The sequence below is a fragment of the Microbacterium sp. SSM24 genome (genome assembly GCF_025989145.1).
Lineage (GTDB): Bacteria > Actinomycetota > Actinomycetes > Actinomycetales > Microbacteriaceae > Microbacterium.
In genome coordinates this window covers 1,250,020-1,267,442 of the sequence record NZ_JAPDNQ010000001.1, presented here as the reverse complement: position 1 = coordinate 1,267,442, position 17,423 = coordinate 1,250,020, and the positions used below count along the sequence as shown (strand labels likewise).

Genomic DNA, 17,423 nt, shown 5'->3' with positions numbered 1-17,423 from the left:
GAGAGGCTGGACCCGCGCTCTCGGTCTCGACGGGCGATCGACGTGATCGAGCAGACGGAGCCCGTGTGACCGAACCACTCCCTCCCGTGGGACCCCCCGCCGCGGAGCCGCCACCCGCGGCACTCGAGCTGCGGCAGCTGCACAAGCGCTTCGGCGACAAGGTCGCCGTCGACGGGATCAGCCTGACCGTTCCGACCGGATCGTTCTACGGGCTCGTCGGACCCAACGGCGCGGGCAAGACGACGACGCTCTCGATGGCGACGGGTCTGCTGATGCCCGACGCGGGGAGTGCCTTCGTGCACGGCACGGACGTGTGGCGTGACCCGGTCGCCGCGAAGGCGAAAGTGGGCAACCTCGCCGACGGTGTCAAGCTCTTCGACCGGCTGACGGGCGAGCAGCTCGTCACCTACACGGGGCTGCTGTTCGGTCTGCGCCACGACGAGATCGCCCACCGCACGGCCGATCTGCTCGCGATGATGGACATGACGGATGCCGCGGGCACGCTGGTCATCGACTACTCGGCCGGCATGACCAAGAAGATCGCGCTCGCGTGCGCGCTGGTCCACGCTCCGGAACTGCTCATCCTCGACGAGCCGTTCGAGTCCGTCGACCCGGTGTCGTCGGCGAACATCCAGGACATCCTCGCGGGCTACGTGGACGGCGGCGGGACCGTCATCGTGTCGAGCCACTCCATGGACCTCGTGCAGCGCATGTGCGACCACGTCGCGATCGTGTCGGGGGGCAGGCTGCTCGTGGCGGGCTCGGTCGACGACGTGCGCGCCGGGCAGTCGCTGCAGGACCGCTTCGTCGACCTCGTCGGCGGCCGCCACCGCTCGGAGGGTCCGGCATGGTTGCGATCCTCCTGAGGCTGCGCTTCCGCGTCCTCGGCAACCAGCTGGCCCGCCACCCCGCGCAGCTCGTCGGCTTCGTCGCGGGCGCGGCGTACGGCGTCGCCCTGCTGATCGGCGCGGTCATCGGCCTCGTGGCGCTCGGGTTCGGCGACCTGCCGACAGCGGCCGTCGTGATCACGGGCATCGGCTGCCTGATCACCATCGGGTGGGTCGTAGGACCTCTCCTGGCGTTCGGGGTGGACGCCACGCTGGACCCGGAGCGGCTCGTCGTCTTCCCCATGACGCTGCGGCGCATGATGATCGCGCTCGGCCTCGCGGGAGTCACCGGCGTCCCCGGCATCATCACCTCCCTCACGGCGCTCGCCACGGTAGCCACGTGGGTGCACTGGCCCGCCGCGCTTCCGGCATGGCTGATCTGCGCGCCGCTGGCCGCGGTCACCGCTGTCGTCGCATCGCGGGCGATGGCTGCGCTCGCCGCGAGGATGAGCAGCGGGCGGCGGCTGCGCGAAGCATCCGGAATCCTCGTCTTCATCCCGCTGATCCTGGCCGGACCCATCCTCGCCGGGATCACGGCCGGGTTCGCGCTGAACGTGGACTCGCTGCGCAGCGTCGTCAGCGCACTGGGCTGGACGCCGCTGGGGGCGGCCTGGGCGGTGCCCGCAGATGCGGCGGCGGGCGATTGGCTCAGCGCTCTCGGAAAGCTCGCGATCGCCGTCGGGACGCTGGCGGCGCTGTGGGCGCTGTGGCGGTGGTCGCTGGGTCGAGCGCTCGTGCGCCCGAAGCAGCGCACCGGTGGCAGCCTCGCGGCGGGGCGCATCGGCTGGTTCGGACGGGTGCCGGCGAACGCCACCGGGGCGATCTTCGCGCGGGCGCTCACGTACTGGACGCGCGATCCGCGCTATCTGCGCCAGCTCGTCGTCGTGCCCCTGGTCGCGGTGATGCTGTGGCTGTACGCGCGGGACGGCGACGTCGTCGTCGCGCTGGGCTTCGCGGCACCGCTGATCGCCCTCGTCCTCGGCATGGTCTCGTATGCCGACATCTCGTACGACGGCACGGCGTTCGGCCTGCAGCTCGCCGCGGGCGCTCCGGGCCGGGCGGACCGCGCGGGCCGCGCGCTGGCCGCCGGGGCGGTCGCGCTCCCGGCGCTCCTCATCGGCGCGGCGCTCCCCCTCGCGCTGTCCGGTGACGGCGCCCAGGTGCCGGGAATCCTCGGGATGTCGGTGGGGATCCTGCTGACCTGCTACGGCGTCTGCGCCGTCACCTCGGCGGTGCTCGTCGTGCCGGTCCCGGGCTCCGACGACAATCCGTTCAAGCGCGTTCCCGGCACGACGTTCGTGCAGGGACTCGTCTTCCTCGGCGTCTCGCTGTGCGCCCTCGTGCTGGCGTCGCCGGCGATCGTCGTCGGGTCGATCGCGATCGTGACCGAGGATGCCGCGCTCGGCGCGGTCGGAGGGCTCATCGGCATCGTGATGGGCGCCGCGGTCCTCGTCGCCGGAATCGCGGTGGGCGGCCGCACGCTCGACCGCACCGGGCCGGTTCTCCTCGCGCGCCTGCGCGCGATGAAGAACGCCTGAACCGGCCGGGCCTCGCGGGGAAGGGGTCCGGCGGCGGAGAGGGTCAGGCGGCGGAGAGGCGCTCGAGCAGCTCGCGGTAGCGCGCGGCGGTGCGCTCGACGATCTCGGCGGGAAGAGCGGGCGGCTCGCCCTGCTTGTCCCAGTTCGCGGCCAGCCAGTCGCGCACGATCTGCTTGTCGAAGCTGGCCATGCGCTCCTCGGGGGTGGTGCCCGCCGCCCACGCCGCGGCATCCCAGTACCTCGACGAGTCGCTCGTGAGCACCTCGTCGGCCAGCGTCATGACGCCCTCGTCGTCGAGGCCGAACTCGAACTTCGTGTCGGCGAGGATCACGCCGTGCTTCTCGGCCGTGCGCGCCGCGCGCGCGTAGATCTCGAGGGACAGGTCGCGCAGCTCGGCCGCGCGTTCCGCTCCCACCAGCTCGACCGTGCGCTCGTACGAGATGTTCTCGTCGTGCTCGCCCATCGGCGCTTTCCACGCGGGCGTGTAGAGCGGCTCGGGAAGCCGGTCGCCGTTGGACAGACCGGAGGGGAGCGGGATTGCGCACACCGTCCCGCTCTCGCGGTACTCGGCCCAGCCCGACCCGGTGAGGTAGCCGCGCACGACGCACTCGATCGGCTGCATGTCGAGGCTTTTCACGACCATCGCCCGGCCGGTGACGGCATCCGGAATCAACGACCGCAGGTCGTCCGCGGTGTTCGCCTCGCCGTCGTCGCCGACGGTGAGCACGTGGGACGCGGCCAGGTGGTTCGGGATGCTGCGCCCCCCGTCCGCGCCGGCGAGCCGGTCGAACCACCACAGGCTGAGGGTCGTCAGCAGCACGCCCTTGTCGGTGATGCCGGGCTCGAGCACATGGTCGAACGCGCTGACCCTGTCGCTGGCGACGACCAGCATGCGCGCCGGCCTCCCCCCCTCGGGAGTGTCGGCGGGCACGTAGAGGTCGCGCACCTTGCCGGAGTAGACATGGCGCCAGCCGGGGAGTTCGAGGGGGGTCGTCACCCGCCCATTATCCCGGCCGCTCAGGGTGTGATCGAGTCGACGAAGGCGAACGCCTCGGCGAGGAGGGGATCCCAGCGGTCGCCGGCGGACGCCGGGACCAGCATCCACTCCCTCATCGCCCGCTCGCGCATCACCATGCGCTCCATGCCGTCGGTGCCGTCGAGGGCGTCGACGCGCTCGGCCGGGAGCTTCACGACCAGCGCGCCGCGGTAGCCGACGAAGCCGAAGACCTTGCCGCGGATGCGCAGGCCCTCGCTTCCGAACATCGGCCCGATGTCGACGCCGTCGCGCTCGAGGTAAGCCGCGGCGATCGGGTCGAAGATCGCGTGGGCGGCCGCGGCATCCGTCATGCGCCCACGCTACCCCCGGCGTCCGCCCCTGGGTTCGTCTGTATGAAACCGACGTTCGCGATGCCCGCGAAGGTCGATTTCGCACAGACGAACCCGATACGTCATCCGGCGAGGTATAGTCCATGTGGACTAATCGACACGGAGGATCATGAAGGACGCCATCGACCGCCTCACGCCCCTCGGGCTGATGGTGATCGCGCTGCTCGGCGAAGGCGACATGCACCCGTACGAGATGATCCGCCTGATGCGCATGCGCCGCGACGATCGCCTGGTCGCGATCACCAACGGCACGGTCTACCACACGGTCGGCCGGCTCGAACGGGCCGGTCTCGTCGCCGAGGTCGGCGTCGACCGCGAGGGCAACCGCCCCGAGCGCACCACCTACACGGTGACGGATGCCGGAGCCCGCACTGTCGGCGAATGGGTCCGCCGCGAGCTTCCCCGCATCGATCGCCCGGCCGAGTTCCGCGTGGCTCTCGCCGAGGCGCACAACCTCGAGCGCGACGAGGTCGTCGCCCTGCTCATGACGCGGCGCGACGCGCTCGAGACGGCGCAGGCGGCGCTCGCGGACGGGCATCGCTTCGCGCAGCACAAGGGCGTCCCCGAGCAGTATCTGCTCGAGGTCGACCGCGACGAGGCGATGCTCGCCGCAGACCTCGCCTGGCTCGACGGGCTGCTCGCCCGTCTCGCCGACCCCGAATTCTCGTGGGGGCTCGATCCCGAGCCCTCGGAACGCTATCTCGCACAGAGGAAGGCCGCACGGCTATGACCGAACCGAAGACGCAGGCGGAGGCATCCGGACCCGCCGCCCGCGCATCCGCGCACCCCATCACCGGCGCCTATGCCGTCGGACACAAGCCCCGCAGCCCGTGGCCCGCCCTGTGGGCGCTGGTGATCGGGTTCTTCATGATCCTGGTCGACACGACGATCGTCTCGGTGGCGAACCCGGCCATCAAGGCCGCGCTCGACCCCGAGACGAACAACCTCGACAACGTCGTGTGGGTCACCTCGGCCTACCTGCTGGCGTACGCGGTGCCGCTGCTCATCACGGGCCGCCTGGGCGACCGTTTCGGGCCGAAGAACATCTACCTGATCGGCCTCGCGGTCTTCACCCTCGCCTCCCTCGCGTGCGGCCTGTCGCCCACGCTCGGGGCGCTCATCGCCTTCCGCGCGGTGCAGGGCCTCGGTGCCGCGCTGATGACGCCGCAGACGATGGCCGTCATCACGCGCACGTTCCCGCCGAACCAGCGCGGAGCGGCCATGGGCCTGTGGGGCGCGACCTCGGGCGTCGCGATGCTCGTCGGCCCGCTGCTCGGCGGTCTGCTCGTCGACGGCTTCGGGTGGGAATGGATCTTCTTCATCAACCTCCCCGTCGGAGTCGTCGGCTTCGTGCTCGCGTGGATCCTCGTCCCCAAGCTCGAGACGCACCCGCACAAGTTCGACCTCGTCGGGGTGTTCCTCAGCGCGATCGCCCTCTTCCTCATCGTGTTCGGCCTGCAGGAGGGCGAGACGTACGACTGGGGCGTCATCTGGGGCCCCATCACCGTGTGGGGACTGATCATCACGGGCGTCGTCGTGCTGGGCCTGTTCATCTGGCAGCAGGCGAAGACGAAGAGCGAGGCGCTCGTGCCGCTCGAGCTGTTCCGCGACCGAAACTTCTCGATCGCGAACCTCGGCATCGCGACCGTCGGCTTCACCGTCACGAGCATGTCGCTGCCGCTGATGTTCTTCATCCAGCTGGGTCGCGGACTGACCCCGACCGAGTCGGCGCTGCTGCTCGTGCCGATGGCGATCGCCGCCGGCGTCCTCTCGCCGCTCGCCGGCCGGTGGCTCGACCGCACCGACCCCCGGGTGCTGCTCGTTCCCGGCCTGCTGCTCGTGACGATCTCGCTGGTGCTCTACTCGTTCCTCATGAACCTCGACACCCCGATCTGGATGTTCCTGATCCCGTCGTTCATCATGGGCGTCGGCAACGCCGGCATGTGGGGCCCGCTCGCCACGACGGCGACGCGCAACCTGGCGCCGCGTCAGGCGGGTGCCGGTGCCGGCATCTACAACACGACTCGCACCATCGGCTCGGTGCTGGGCTCGGCCGCGATCGCCGTGTTCATGCAGTCACGACTCGAGGCGAACATCCCCGGCGCGTCCGAGGCGTCCGGCGGGTTCGCGGGCGGCACACTGCCGCCGCAGATCGCCGAGCCGTTCTCGGTGGCGATGTCGCAGGCGATCCTGCTGCCCGCAGCCGTCATGCTCGTCGGCGTCGTGGCGGTGCTGTTCCTCCGCCGTCCCGTTCCCACGCCGACCGCCGAGTGGCAGGCCGCCGAGGACGCGGTCTAGCCCGGATTCACCGAGTCGCCAAGACACGCCGGTTCCGCGCCTCGGCGGCCGGCGTGTTTTGGCGACTCGATCGCTCGACGGGGCGCGAGCGGGCGGGAGGGTGGTCAGGCCTCGACGACGCGTGCGGCGATGTCGGTGCGGTGCTGGCTGCCCTCGAGGCCGATCTCGGAGACGGCGCGGTACACGCGGTCCCGGGCCTCGGCGAAGGTCGAGCCGAGCCCGACCACGCTGAGCACACGGCCGCCCGTGGCGACGAGGCCGTCGGCGGATTCGGCCGTGGCCGCGTGGGCGAGGTGCACGCCGTCGACGGCGGCTGCGGCATCCGTCCCCGAGAGCGCGCGCCCGGTCACCGGAGCCTGCGGGTATCCCTCGCTGGCGATGACGACGGTGACGGCGACCGCGTCGGCGAACGCCGGGCGCGGGTGCGATTCGAGATTGCCGGATGCCGCGGCCAGCAGCAGCTCGGAGAGCGGGTCCACGAGCCGGGGCAGCACCACCTGCGTCTCGGGGTCGCCGAAGCGCGCGTTGAACTCGATCACCTTGACCCCCGCGTCGGTGAGGATGAGGCCGGCATAGAGCAGCCCGATGAAGGGCGTGCCCTCGGCGTCGAGGCGGCGGATCACCGGCTCGGCGACCTCGCGGGTGACGAGGTCGACGAACTCGTCCTCGCCGCCGAAGCGCTCGGCCAGCCAGGGCAGCGGCGAGTAGGCGCCCATGCCGCCGGTGTTCGGACCGGCATCGCCGTCGAGGAGGCGCTTGAAATCCTGCGCAGGGCTGAGGGGGACGACGTGATCGCCGTCGCTGAGGAAGAAGAGCGACACCTCGGGGCCGGCGAGGAACTCCTCGACGAGCACGGGTCCGGACGGCAGGTACGTCGCCGCGTGGGCGATCGCGTCGGCGCGGTCCTCGGTGACGATGACGCCCTTGCCCGCGGCGAGTCCGTCGGCCTTGACGACGTAGGGGGAGCCGAGATCGTCGAGCGCGGCCTCGAGCTCGGCGAGGGTGGAAGCGCGCACGGCCCGCCCGGTGGGCACCCCCGCGGCATCCATTATCCGCTTCGCGAAGGCCTTCGAACCTTCGAGCTGGGCGGCCGCCTTGCCGGGTCCGAACACCGGGATGCCGCGTTCGCGCAGCGCGTCGGCGACGCCCGCGACGAGCGGGGCCTCGGGGCCGATCACGACGAGGTCGATCGCGTTCTCGTTCGCGAAGACGGTGACCGCAGAGGGGTCGTTCGCGTCGAGGTCGACGAGGGTCGCGTCCTGCCCGATGCCGGCGTTGCCGGGTGCCGCGAAGACCTCGTGGGCGGCATCCTCCGACCGCAGCGCGAGGATGATGGCGTGCTCGCGCGCGCCGGAGCCGAGAACGAGGATCTTCACCCGACCAGCCTACCGAGGGTGATCCGGCGCATTTCGGCGCTCGTCCCGGGTGGTGGGCGCGGTGGTGGGCGCCCATCCCCGGCGCATAACTCCTGCACCTTGCGGGATGCGCCGACGCATTCGGGCCTGAGGACGCAGGTCTGCGCGAAGTTGCAGGAGTTATGCGCCGGGCGCCGTTGGCACGTGCCCCGCCGGCCCCGCGCTGCGCCCGCCGCGGGCTGCGCCGGGGGCGGGCGGGGCGAATGCCGCCGCACCCGCCGCGGGCTGCGCCGGGGGCGGGCCGGGCGAATGCCGCCGCACCCGCCGCCGGGCCGGGCGAATGCCGCCGCGGGCTGCGCCGGGGGCGGGCCGGGCGAATGCCGCCGCGCCGGGGCGCACGGAGCCGGGCCACCCGGCGCGGCGTAGCGTGAGAGCATGCCCCGGAGAATCAGCACCGACGAAGGCCGCGCGGCCCTCGAAGCGGTGCGGGCCGCGGGCGACGCGTCCCTTCCCTCGCGTACCGATCTCGCGACGGCGGTGCGCTACCTGCTCCAGCTCCTCGTCGAGAAGGCGCCCGGCAACTCCGTCGAGGTGCGGATTCCGCCGTTCGGCGCGGTGCAGGTGATCGAAGGCCCCCGGCACACGCGGGGCACGCCCCCGAACGTGGTCGAGACCGACGCGGCGACTTGGGTCGCCCTCGCGACGGGCACGGAGACGTGGGCGGATGCCGCCGCACAGGGCCGCATCGCGGCATCCGGCATTCGCGCCGATATCTCCGACCTGCTCCCCCTCCGCCCCTGACCCCTCCGGCTCCTCCGTTTGTGCGGGCGAAAGTGCGCACGACGCCCCGGCGGAGCGGGCATTCTCCCGCACAAACGGACGGGGCGCGGGGTGGGTTCAGCGGCGAGGCGTCACCACGGGAGTGCCGGAGACAGGGTGCGGGAAGACGTCGACGGGCTGCCCGTACACCTCCTCGATCGCCGCGGCGGTGAGCACATCGGCCGGGGCGCCGGTGGCGACGACCCGGCCGCGCGAGAGGAGCGTGACCCGATCGGCGACGCCGAGCGCGGCGTTGAGGTCGTGCAGCACCACCGCGACGGCGGATCCTTCGCGCGCCTGATCGCGGGCGATGCGCAGCACGTCCTCCTGATGCTTCAGGTCGAGGGCTGCCGTGGGTTCGTCGAGCAGCAGGATGCCGGCATCCTGCGCCAGCACGCGCGCCAGCGCCGCCCGGGCCCGCTCTCCGCCCGACAACGAGGTCACCCTACGACGCGCGAGTCCGGTCATGTCGGTCAGCGTCAGCGCGCGCGCGACGGCGGCATCGTCGTCCTCCTCGGCCGGAGTGCGCGCCCACGGCGCGCGGCCCATCCGCACGACCTGCTCCACCGTGAAGGAGAACGAGACGGCGTTCTGCTGCAGCAGCACCGCGCGCAGGCGCGCGAGCTCGCGCGGGGGGATGCCGCCCAGCGGCCTTCCGTCGAGGCTCACCGAGCCCCCGCTCGGCACGACGTCGCCGGCGAGCACCGCGAACAGCGTGGACTTGCCGGCGCCGTTCGGTCCGACGAGGGCGTGGAGCTCCCCGGCGCGGATCTCGATCGAGGCATCCGTCAGCACCGGCGAGGGCGCGCCGTCGGGGGTCACGGTCACCGTCTCGGCGACGAGGCGGGCGGTCATCCCCAGCCTCCTGCCTGGCGGCGGGCGCGCACGAGGAGCCACAGGAAGAACGGCCCGCCCACGAGCGCGGTGATCATGCCGATCGGCAGGTCCGCCAGTGGCACCGCCGTGCGGGCGACGAGGTCGGCGATCGCGATGAGGAGCGCGCCGCCGAGGGCGCTGGTCACGACGAGCGGCAGGTGGGCCGGGCCGATCGCCATCCGCATGAGGTGCGGAACGACGAGCCCCACAAAGCCGATGATGCCCGCGAACGCGACCGCCGCGCAGACGAGAAGCGCGACCATCACGATCACGGTCACGCGCAGCAGCTCGACGCGGACGCCGAGGTGCCGCGCCGTGCGCTCGCCGAGGGCGAAGAGATCGAGCCGGCCGGCGACGAACAGCGCGGCGAGCACGCCGACCATCACGAGCGGTGCGACGAGCGCGATGTTCTGCCAGAGGGCGCCGTTGAGACTGCCGAGCTGCCAGAACACGATCTGCTCGCGTGTCGACGTGGTGCCGGCGAACGCGAGGAACGCCAGGCCCGCCCCCGCGATCGCGTTCACCGCGATGCCCGTGAGCAGCAGCGTCACGACCTCGGTGCGTCCGCCGGAACGGCTGATGCCGTACACGGCGAAGACGGCGGCGAGCCCTCCCACGAACGCGAACGCCGGCGTCGTCCACAGCCCGAGCACGCTGAGGCCGAACGTGAGGCTCGCGGCGGCGCCGAGAGCCGCACCGGACGAGACGCCGACGACCGCCGCATCGGCGAGCGGGTTGCCGAAAATCGCCTGCATGAGCACACCCGACACGGCGAGCGCGGCTCCGACGAGCAGGCCGAGCACGATGCGCGGCAGCCGGATGTCGAGGATCACGCCCGCCGCTGCGGTGGCATCCGGTGCCCAGGCCGAGGGGATCCCGACGGATTGCAGCAGCACGCCGACGACGTCGGCGGGAGACAGCGCGTACTGACCCAGGCCGAGGGAGACGACGACCACCACGATCAGACCGAGCGACAGCGCCACGATCATCGCCGCGTACCGCGAGACCCGGTGCGCCGCGGGTACCCGGGTGACGACCTCGGAGGTCACGTCGCAGGGGTGGGAGTCGGTGCGGGCGGCGGGGCGTAGAGGGCGCGGGCGAGCGCCCGGATCACGTCCGCCGTGCGGGGCCCGAAGCTCAGGATCTCGGCGTCGGCCATGTCGATCACGCGGCGGCGCTCGCCGGCGGGGGTCTGCGCGAGAGCAGGCACGCGCTCGATCAGGCCGTCGACGCCTCCGACCGATGCCAGACCGTCGGTCATCATGACCAGAACGTCGGGCTGAGCCGCGACCAGCGCCTCCGCCGTCATCGGCTTCATGCCCTCCCAGCCGATCTCGCCGGCGACGTCGACGCCGCCGACGGCCTCGATCAGCGAATCCGCGCCGGAGTCGCGTCCGAAGATGTAGTAGACGTTCGCGCTGCCCCGCACGTACAGGAAGAGCATGCGCGGACGATCGGATGCCGCGCTCGGCGCGATCGCGGCGACCTCGCCGGCGGCCGCGGCGATGTCGGCGGTCAGCCGATCCGCGAGTTCGTCGCCGCGCTCGGGCACGCCGAGCGCCGCTGCGATCTCGGTGACGAGGTCGGCGACGGTGTCGGCACGCCGCTCGCTGGAGATCACCACCACGGCGATGCCGGCGTCGCGCAGCTGCTGGCGCACCTCCTTGGGACCGATCGTGGTGTCGGTCAGCATGACGGTGGGGGCGAGCTCGAGGATCGCCTCGGCGTTGAGCGTGTGACCGGACTTCGTGACGACCGGCAGGTCTTCGGTCCCGGCGAAGCTCGTGGAGGAGTCGCGGCCGACGACGTCGTCGCCGAGGCCGAGTCCGAACACGGTGGCGGCGATCGTGCCCGAGATGTCGACCGGGAGGATGCGACTCGCATCGGCCACCTCGACCTCGTGGCCCTCGGCATCGACCACCGTGACGGGGAGGGCGGGCGCGGCATCCGTCGTCACCGGCTCGATCGCGTCGGACGACAGGCACGCGGTCGACGGACCCTCCGCGGTGCGCGCGTCGGCGGCGAGGGAGAGTTCCGCGAGAGGGACGGATGCTTCGACGCATGTCTCGGGAGCATCGGCGGATGCCGCGGCGCAGCCCGACAGAGCGAGGGCAGCCGCGACGAGCAGAGCGCCGAAAGGAAGGGGTTTCATAGGTAAGCCTTACCTTAGACTTGACGCCGGCTGAGAATGTGCCGTACGGTCTCGAACGAGCTTAGGTGAGGCTAACCTCACCTCTCAAATCCCACCCGATCGCACTGACGCACCGGAACCGTGCGCCTCGGCGCGCGCCCGGGCACCCGGAGACCCACACGTGTTCACGCAGCCCGTCCTCGACCGTGGCAGAGCCGCCGTCGCGACCGTTCTCGCCCTGCTCCTCATCGTCGCCGGAGCCGTCACCGCCCCGCCGGCGCTCGCCGCGGGGCCGGCCATCACCGCAGAGGTGACGGCGGCCGCGGCCCCCGGCCTCACGGTGCGCGCGAGCGCGTCCGAGCTCGGCGCGGTGCCCGGCGCCTACGTCGCGGTCATCCCCGCGGGAGCGGAAGGCACCGTCACGGCCAGCAGCGGCTTCGCGGCGATGCAGTACGTGCGGTCGCTGACCGACGGGGCGTTCTCCGTCGACCTCACCGCGCCCGCGGCATCCCTCGACCGCACCCTGTCGTACGAGGTCATCGCGTGGCAGCAGCACACGCTGCCGACGGCCGCCACGATCTACGCCCGGGCCGCCGTCACCGTGAGCTCCGCGCAGTGGGATGCCGTCTTCCCGCCCGCCGAGCCGGAACCCGAGCCGCAGCCCGAACCCGAGCCGCAGCCCGAACCCGAGCCGGAGCCTGAGCCGGAGCCCGAACCCGAGCCGACCTTCACGCCGACGCTCGAGGTGTTCGCCGCAGACGGCGTGACGCCGATCGGTCAGACCGCGGTGAAGGCGGGCGACGTCGTCGTCGTCGAGGGCTCGGGCTACGACCCGGCAGCCAACGTCGGCGGACGCGGAGTGCCGATCCCGAACACCCTGCCCCAGGGCACGTACGTCGTCTTCGGATCCTTCGGCGCCGCATGGCAGCCCTCCGCCGGCGCGGCCTCGTCGCAGCGGGCGGTCGGCGCGCAGCAGTGGGCGCTCGCAGCATCCGTCCTCGCGCAGGTGCCCTCGCAGTACCAGGGCGCGATCCGGGCACAGTGGGTCGAGCTCGAGACCGATGGCACGTTCACCGCACGGCTGACGCTGAAGGATGCCGCGACCCCGCCCGCGGGCGGCACGTACGGCATCTACACGTACGGCGCCGGCGGTGTGAGCAACGCCGCGCAGGAGAAGAGCGTCGCCCTCGCCTACACGCCGGCCGCGAAGGTCTCGGCGACCGCCGTCACCGCGACCGACGCCGGTCTCACCGTGCGCGTCGCAGGCAGCCAGTTCGGCACCGCCACGGGCGAGTACGTCGCGCTGATCGAGAAGGGCACCGAGGCAGCCGTCACGGCCGGCGGCGGGTACGCGGCCATGCAGTACGTGCGCGGCATCGCGGGCGGCGCCTTCGCCGTCGACCTCGTCGCCCCCGCCGCGAAGCTCGACCGCACCACCCAGTACGAGGTGATCGCGTGGCAGCAGCACACGCTCCCGACCGCCGTCACGATCCACGCGCGTGCCGATGTCACGATCAGCGACGCGCAGTGGAACGCCGTGTTCCCGCCGGCCGTTCCCGCGCTGACGCTGTCGGTGTCGGACGTCTCCCAGACCGCCGGCGCGACGGTCGACATCGTCGGGTCGGGCTTCGGATCGGTCACGGGCGCCTACGCGGCCATCATCGAGAAGGGGACCGAGGCGCACGTCGACGCCGGCGGCGGTTACGTCGCGTTCGGCTACTGGATGACGCCAGGAGCCATCGTCGGCGGCGGCTTCGCCAAGACCCTCGTCGCGCCGACCGCCCACCTCGACCCGGCCAAGACGTACGAGGTCATCGTGTGGCAGGGGCACACCGCCCCCGGCGCCTCGACGATCTATGCGCGCGCCGACGTGCCGCTCACGGCCGATCACTGGAAGGTGCTCTTCCCCGGCACGACGCCGCCCGTCGACCCCGAGCCGCCGGTCGACCCGAAGCCGCCGGTCGCGCCGCCGACCGCGCCCGCCGGTGCGGGCTCGCTGAAGTGGGCGATCTCGTCGAGCTTCGCCTCATACGTCACCGGCGACATCGCGCACGGCGCGATCGCGGTGTCCGGCGGCGCCACCCGCGCCAACGGGCTCTTCCAGTTCGGTCAGTCGGCCGCCTCCACCTACAGTGCCGCGACCGGCACCGGCACCGTGTCGTACGCGGGCGCGGTGCGGTTCACGGGCCACGGTGGCGTGCTCGACGTGACCGTCGCGAACCCGCAGGTGCGCATCACCTCGGCGTCGTCCGCGACGCTGTCCGTGACCAGCGGCGGATCGCAGGTCGCATTCGCGACCCTCGACCTCGCCTCGGCGACCCGCATCACGGCGAGCGGGGCCGTCACCTACCGCAGCGTCCCCGCGACATTGACCGCGGAAGGCCGCAGCCGGGTGTTCCAGGGCTTCACCACGACCCTCGACCCGGTGACCTTCACGATCGGCGTCGCCGCGCCCGCTCCCGCGGGCAGCACCGGCACCGTCGCGACCGCCGCACCGAAGGCGCCCGTCGCGAGCATCCCGTCGACGCCCCCGGCGACGTCCGGGATCGAGCTCGACGACGACACTCTCGCCGCGCTCGCATCGGGCAGGACCGCCACGGTCTCGGTGCCGGGCTTCGCGCCGAACGAGTCCGGCATCTCGGTCGTGGTCTATTCGACGCCCACGCTGCTGGGCGAAGTGACCGCGGATGCCTCGGGCACGGCCACCTGGACGGGCGCCCTCCCTGCGACGCTGCCCGACGGGGAGCACACGCTCACCTTCCAGGGGTCCGTGGACCGAGGCATCCGCTTCACCCTCGCGCGCGCCGCGGCCGAGACCGACGGCTGCGTCGTCGCGGACGCGACGCTGCGCTGGGGGTTCAAGAAGAGCTTCCGCACGTACATCGAGGGCATCGCCGCGGGTGGCTGGGAGCTCGTCGACGTGGTGTACGAGTACCCGGAGTTCGTGTGGAGCTCGGGTACCGGCACGACGGATGCCGCGTCCCGCACCGGGCTCGTGACGTTCGGCGGCAGCATCCGCTTCACCGGTCACGGCGGCGCGCTCGACACGACTCTCGCGAACGCGCGGATCGAACTCGCCGGCGACGTGGGATACCTCGTGTTCGACGTGTCGGGCACGACCCAGGAGGGCGCCGCGGTCGAGCAGGCCGGGGTCCGTCTGGCGGAGTTCGCTCTGCCCGACCTGGAGCTGACCGACGAGGGCCTCGTGCTCGACGCGCTCCCGGCAACGCTCACCGACGCCGGCGCGGCAGCGTTCGGCACGTACGCCGCGGGCGAAGCGCTCGACCCGATCTCGGCCGTGCTGCCGGTCCCGGCGGACTGCGGAGCGGCCCCGGTCGCCGCGCCCGTGGACGAGGTGCCGGTCGCCGAGGCCGGCGCCGACGACACCGAAGCCGCGTCGGGTGAAGACGCGGCGCCGGTGTGGCCCTGGGCCGTGGGCGGTCTCGCCCTGGCGCTCGGGATCGGCGTCGCGGTCTGGATCGTGACCTCCCGCCGCCGTGCGACGGCCGGCGACAGCGGAGGCACCGACGCCGACTGACCCCCGGCGTTCTCGGACGGCGCCCCGCTCGGCTTCGCGGGGCGCCGTCCCCTTCCCGGTGCCCGCTCGGAGCGCCGAGTCGCCAGAACACGCCGCTCTCGCGTGCGCAGGGTCGGCGCGTCTTGGCGACTCGCGCCTGCGGGGACGGATGCCGCGGGGAGTGGGACAATGGAAGCATGACCGAGCACGTCGAGGACCACATCGAGACCGTGCGCGTGCGCCGCGCCCCGAAGTTCTCGGTCTTCCTGCTGGTCGGCGCCGCGCTGGGGATCCTCGTCGCGATGATCCTGACCTTCGCGTTCGACGGCACCGAGGACGTCAGCCCCAACACCGGGCTCGTGTACTCGCAGGGTCAGGTGTTCGGGTTCCTCGCCCTCGTGTGCGTGCCGGTGGGCCTGGCGCTCGCCGCCGTCGTCGCGCTGCTGCTCGACCGCCGTTCGCGCAGCCACACGCACAGCGTGACGGTCGACCGCGAATCGGTCCAGGTCGACGAGACCCCTTAGCGCTACGCCAGTTCGGCGATGATCGGATGGATCGCGGCGTCGAAGGCCGCGACATCCCCCCGCAATCCGTCGGTGACGGCGATCGTGAGCGATCCGATCCACCACACGCCCCGCTGCGCGAGCGGCAGCACCTGCACGTTCAGCTCGAACGAGTGCGCACGGCGACCCACCTGGCGCTCGTGCTCCGCGATCGCGCTCGCATACGCGCGATAGGCCGTACCGGTCCCCGGGCTGGCGTCACGCCGGTACCGCGCGTGCGCGGACTGCGCGAACGCGAGCGCTTCGGCGGCATGCGGCGTGGCGGCGGCCCGCAGCACCTCGGCGCCCTCGGACGCCAGCGCGAGCATGGTGTCGAACCCCTCGACGAGGTCGAGCGGCACGGGTGACGGATGGGCCTGCGGCTCGACCGTCATGGCCCAGTACTCGCGCCACTGCCGCTCGAGCAGCGCCTGGGTCTCGTCGTCGCGGTCGTTGACCCGCGGAGGGATGCCGCGCAGCTGCGGGAGCTCCTCCGGGGAGCGGATCCCGAGCACCTGCCGCAGGTAGAGGGCGAGCAGAACCGGCTGACCCGCGTCCTCGCGGATCAGCCACTCCGGAGCCCCGGTGCCGCCCATGCCGACATTGTAGGTCCGCCTCGCCCCGCCCCGCCCCGCCGGGCCGCGCACCCGTCACGCGGCATCCGTACGGGCGCGCCGGTCCGGTTCGCCGGCCGGTTCGCGCGCCGGTGATCAAGAGAGGAGATGTGACCAAAGGAGGACGGCGGGCGCGGCATCCGTCCTCCTTTCGTCACATCTCCTCCGCTCGTGACGGGCGATCGCGGCGGGGAGGGACGATCGCGGTTGAGATGACGAGCGCGGCAGAGACCGGGAGCAGTCAAGGGCGACGGATGCCGGGTGCTCGGCACCCGTCACGCGGCATCCGTGCGGGCGCGCCGCCGGTAGGCTGGAGTCGTGGCCTCCACTTCCCCCGATGCCGTCAACCCGTACACCGCAGCGGGCGTCGACACGGCCGCCGGTGATCTCGCCGTCGAGCTGATGAAGTCGGCCGTGCGCCGCACCCACGGACCCGAGGTCCTGGGCGGAGTCGGCGGGTTCGCGGGGCTCTTCGACGCGAGCGCGCTTCGCGCCTACGCGAAGCCCCTCCTCGCGTCGAGCACCGACGGGGTGGGCACCAAGGTCGCGATCGCGCAGGCCATCGACAAGCACGACACGATCGGCCTCGACCTGGTCGGCATGGTCGTCGACGACATCGTGGTGGTCGGCGCGAAGCCGCTCTTCATGACCGACTACATCGCGTGCGGCAAGGTCTTCCCGGAGCGCATCGCCGATATCGTGCGGGGCATCGCGCAGGGCGCGGCCGAGACCGGAACCGCCCTCGTCGGCGGCGAGACCGCCGAGCACCCCGGCCTGCTCGGCATCAACGACTACGACGTCGCGGGCGCCGCCACCGGCGTCGTCGAGGCGGACCGGCTCCTCGGGGCCGACCGCGTGCGCGACGGGGACGTCGTCCTCGCGCTCGCGAGCTCGGGGCTGCACTCGAACGGCTACTCGCTCGTCCGACACATCGTCGCCGGTGCCGGCATCCAGTACGGCGACCGTGCACCGGACCTCGGCGCGCACGGCACCACCTGGGGCGAGGCGCTGCTCGAGCCGACGCGCCTGTACACCCGGCCGCTCCTGCGTCTCATCGCCGAGACCGACGACGCGGTCCACGCTCTCAGCCACGTCACCGGCGGCGGCATCGCGGCGAACCTCGCCCGCGTGCTGCCCCAGGGAACCTGGGTGGAGGTCGACCGCGCGACGTGGTCGCCGCCTCCGGTGTTCCGCGTCCTCGCCGACCTCGGCGACCTGGAGCTCCAGGCGACGGAGGGCACGTGGAATCTCGGCATCGGGTTCCTGGCGGTCGTGGCCGCGGACAAGGCGGGGGCAGCGGCATCCGCCCTCACCGCCGAAGGCATCGCGACCTGGCAGGTCGGAGTCGTCCGCACCGGAGAGCGCCCGGCGGGCGAGTTCGAGCAGGGTGCGAAGGGGGTCGACGGCGGCGCAGTGCGCCTCGTCGGCGCCTACAGCGAGAACAACGGAGCGAAGTAACA

The 17,423-nt window shown here is 72.5% G+C and carries 15 protein-coding genes; 8 read left to right on the top strand and 7 right to left on the bottom strand.

Going from position 1 to position 17,423, the window contains the following annotated elements; genetic code table 11:
* The first annotated feature begins 86 nt into the window (after positions 1 to 86).
* Both OL358_RS05790 and OL358_RS05785 read left to right on the top strand, forming a co-directional pair.
* The gene (locus OL358_RS05790) at positions 87 to 866 is read left to right on the top strand and encodes an ABC transporter ATP-binding protein (protein WP_319805433.1); all 780 of its coding nucleotides are present in this window, start codon (positions 87 to 89) and stop codon (positions 864 to 866) included.
* A complete protein-coding gene (locus OL358_RS05785; protein ID WP_264708991.1) occupies positions 848 to 2,425 on the top strand; it encodes a hypothetical protein in 1,578 nt (525 codons plus the stop codon). The genes OL358_RS05790 and OL358_RS05785 overlap by 19 nt, the downstream gene beginning before the upstream one ends.
* Positions 2,426 to 2,468: 43 nt before the next feature.
* On the opposite strand, the gene OL358_RS05780 is transcribed toward OL358_RS05785, so the two are convergent.
* The gene (locus OL358_RS05780; protein WP_264708989.1) at positions 2,469 to 3,422 is read right to left on the bottom strand and encodes a phosphoribosylaminoimidazolesuccinocarboxamide synthase; all 954 of its coding nucleotides are present in this window, start codon (positions 3,420 to 3,422) and stop codon (positions 2,469 to 2,471) included.
* Between the two features lie 20 nt (positions 3,423 to 3,442).
* Positions 3,443 to 3,772 carry a hypothetical protein gene (locus OL358_RS05775; protein WP_264708988.1) on the bottom strand — a complete coding sequence of 110 codons (330 nt, stop codon included), beginning with the start codon at positions 3,770 to 3,772 and terminating at the stop codon, positions 3,443 to 3,445.
* A gap of 148 nt (positions 3,773 to 3,920) precedes the next feature.
* On the opposite strand from OL358_RS05775, the gene OL358_RS05770 reads away from it, so the two are divergent.
* Together OL358_RS05770 and OL358_RS05765 are read left to right on the top strand one after the other, a co-directional pair.
* A complete protein-coding gene (locus OL358_RS05770; protein WP_264708987.1) occupies positions 3,921 to 4,541 on the top strand; it encodes a PadR family transcriptional regulator in 621 nt (206 codons plus the stop codon).
* A gap of 137 nt (positions 4,542 to 4,678) precedes the next feature.
* Positions 4,679 to 6,109 (top strand): DHA2 family efflux MFS transporter permease subunit, encoded by a 1,431-nt coding sequence (locus OL358_RS05765; RefSeq protein ID WP_413631495.1) that lies wholly within the window; start codon positions 4,679 to 4,681, stop codon positions 6,107 to 6,109.
* A 104-nt stretch (positions 6,110 to 6,213) separates the two neighbouring features.
* Here OL358_RS05765 and purD read toward each other — a convergent pair whose 3' ends face one another.
* Positions 6,214 to 7,485 carry a phosphoribosylamine--glycine ligase gene (purD, locus tag OL358_RS05760; RefSeq protein ID WP_264708985.1) on the bottom strand — a complete coding sequence of 424 codons (1,272 nt, stop codon included), beginning with the start codon at positions 7,483 to 7,485 and terminating at the stop codon, positions 6,214 to 6,216.
* A gap of 414 nt (positions 7,486 to 7,899) precedes the next feature.
* Here purD and OL358_RS05755 point away from each other — a divergent pair, with 414 nt between their 5' ends.
* The gene (locus OL358_RS05755) at positions 7,900 to 8,265 is read left to right on the top strand and encodes a sterol carrier family protein (RefSeq protein ID WP_264708984.1); all 366 of its coding nucleotides are present in this window, start codon (positions 7,900 to 7,902) and stop codon (positions 8,263 to 8,265) included.
* Positions 8,266 to 8,361: 96 nt separating this feature from the next.
* Here the strand turns inward: OL358_RS05755 and OL358_RS05750 are convergent, their stop codons facing one another.
* The 3 genes from OL358_RS05750 to OL358_RS05740 are packed head-to-tail and all read right to left on the bottom strand — an operon-like array spanning position 8,362 to position 11,311.
* A complete protein-coding gene (locus OL358_RS05750) occupies positions 8,362 to 9,138 on the bottom strand; it encodes a heme ABC transporter ATP-binding protein (RefSeq protein ID WP_264708983.1) in 777 nt (258 codons plus the stop codon).
* Complete coding sequence (locus OL358_RS05745) at positions 9,135 to 10,208, bottom strand: FecCD family ABC transporter permease (protein ID WP_264708982.1); 1,074 nt, start codon at positions 10,206 to 10,208, stop codon at positions 9,135 to 9,137. The genes OL358_RS05750 and OL358_RS05745 overlap by 4 nt, the downstream gene beginning before the upstream one ends.
* Positions 10,205 to 11,311 carry a heme/hemin ABC transporter substrate-binding protein gene (locus tag OL358_RS05740; protein ID WP_264708981.1) on the bottom strand — a complete coding sequence of 369 codons (1,107 nt, stop codon included), beginning with the start codon at positions 11,309 to 11,311 and terminating at the stop codon, positions 10,205 to 10,207. Before OL358_RS05740 ends, OL358_RS05745 begins: the two co-directional genes overlap by 4 nt.
* Before the next feature lie 160 nt (positions 11,312 to 11,471).
* Between OL358_RS05740 and OL358_RS05735 the strand changes: the two genes are divergently transcribed.
* Both OL358_RS05735 and OL358_RS05730 read left to right on the top strand, forming a co-directional pair.
* Entirely contained in the window at positions 11,472 to 14,828 is a 3,357-nt protein-coding gene (locus OL358_RS05735; RefSeq protein WP_264708980.1) for an HtaA domain-containing protein, read from the top strand.
* Between the two features lie 176 nt (positions 14,829 to 15,004).
* Complete coding sequence (locus OL358_RS05730) at positions 15,005 to 15,331, top strand: potassium transporter Trk (RefSeq protein WP_264708979.1); 327 nt, start codon at positions 15,005 to 15,007, stop codon at positions 15,329 to 15,331.
* 2 nt (positions 15,332 to 15,333) lie between these two features.
* Here the strand turns inward: OL358_RS05730 and OL358_RS05725 are convergent, their stop codons facing one another.
* Positions 15,334 to 15,945 (bottom strand): zinc-binding alcohol dehydrogenase, encoded by a 612-nt coding sequence (locus OL358_RS05725; RefSeq protein WP_264708978.1) that lies wholly within the window; start codon positions 15,943 to 15,945, stop codon positions 15,334 to 15,336.
* A gap of 336 nt (positions 15,946 to 16,281) precedes the next feature.
* Here OL358_RS05725 and purM point away from each other — a divergent pair, with 336 nt between their 5' ends.
* Entirely contained in the window at positions 16,282 to 17,421 is a 1,140-nt protein-coding gene (purM, locus tag OL358_RS05720) for a phosphoribosylformylglycinamidine cyclo-ligase (RefSeq protein ID WP_264708977.1), read from the top strand.
* Positions 17,422 to 17,423 lie beyond the last annotated feature (2 nt).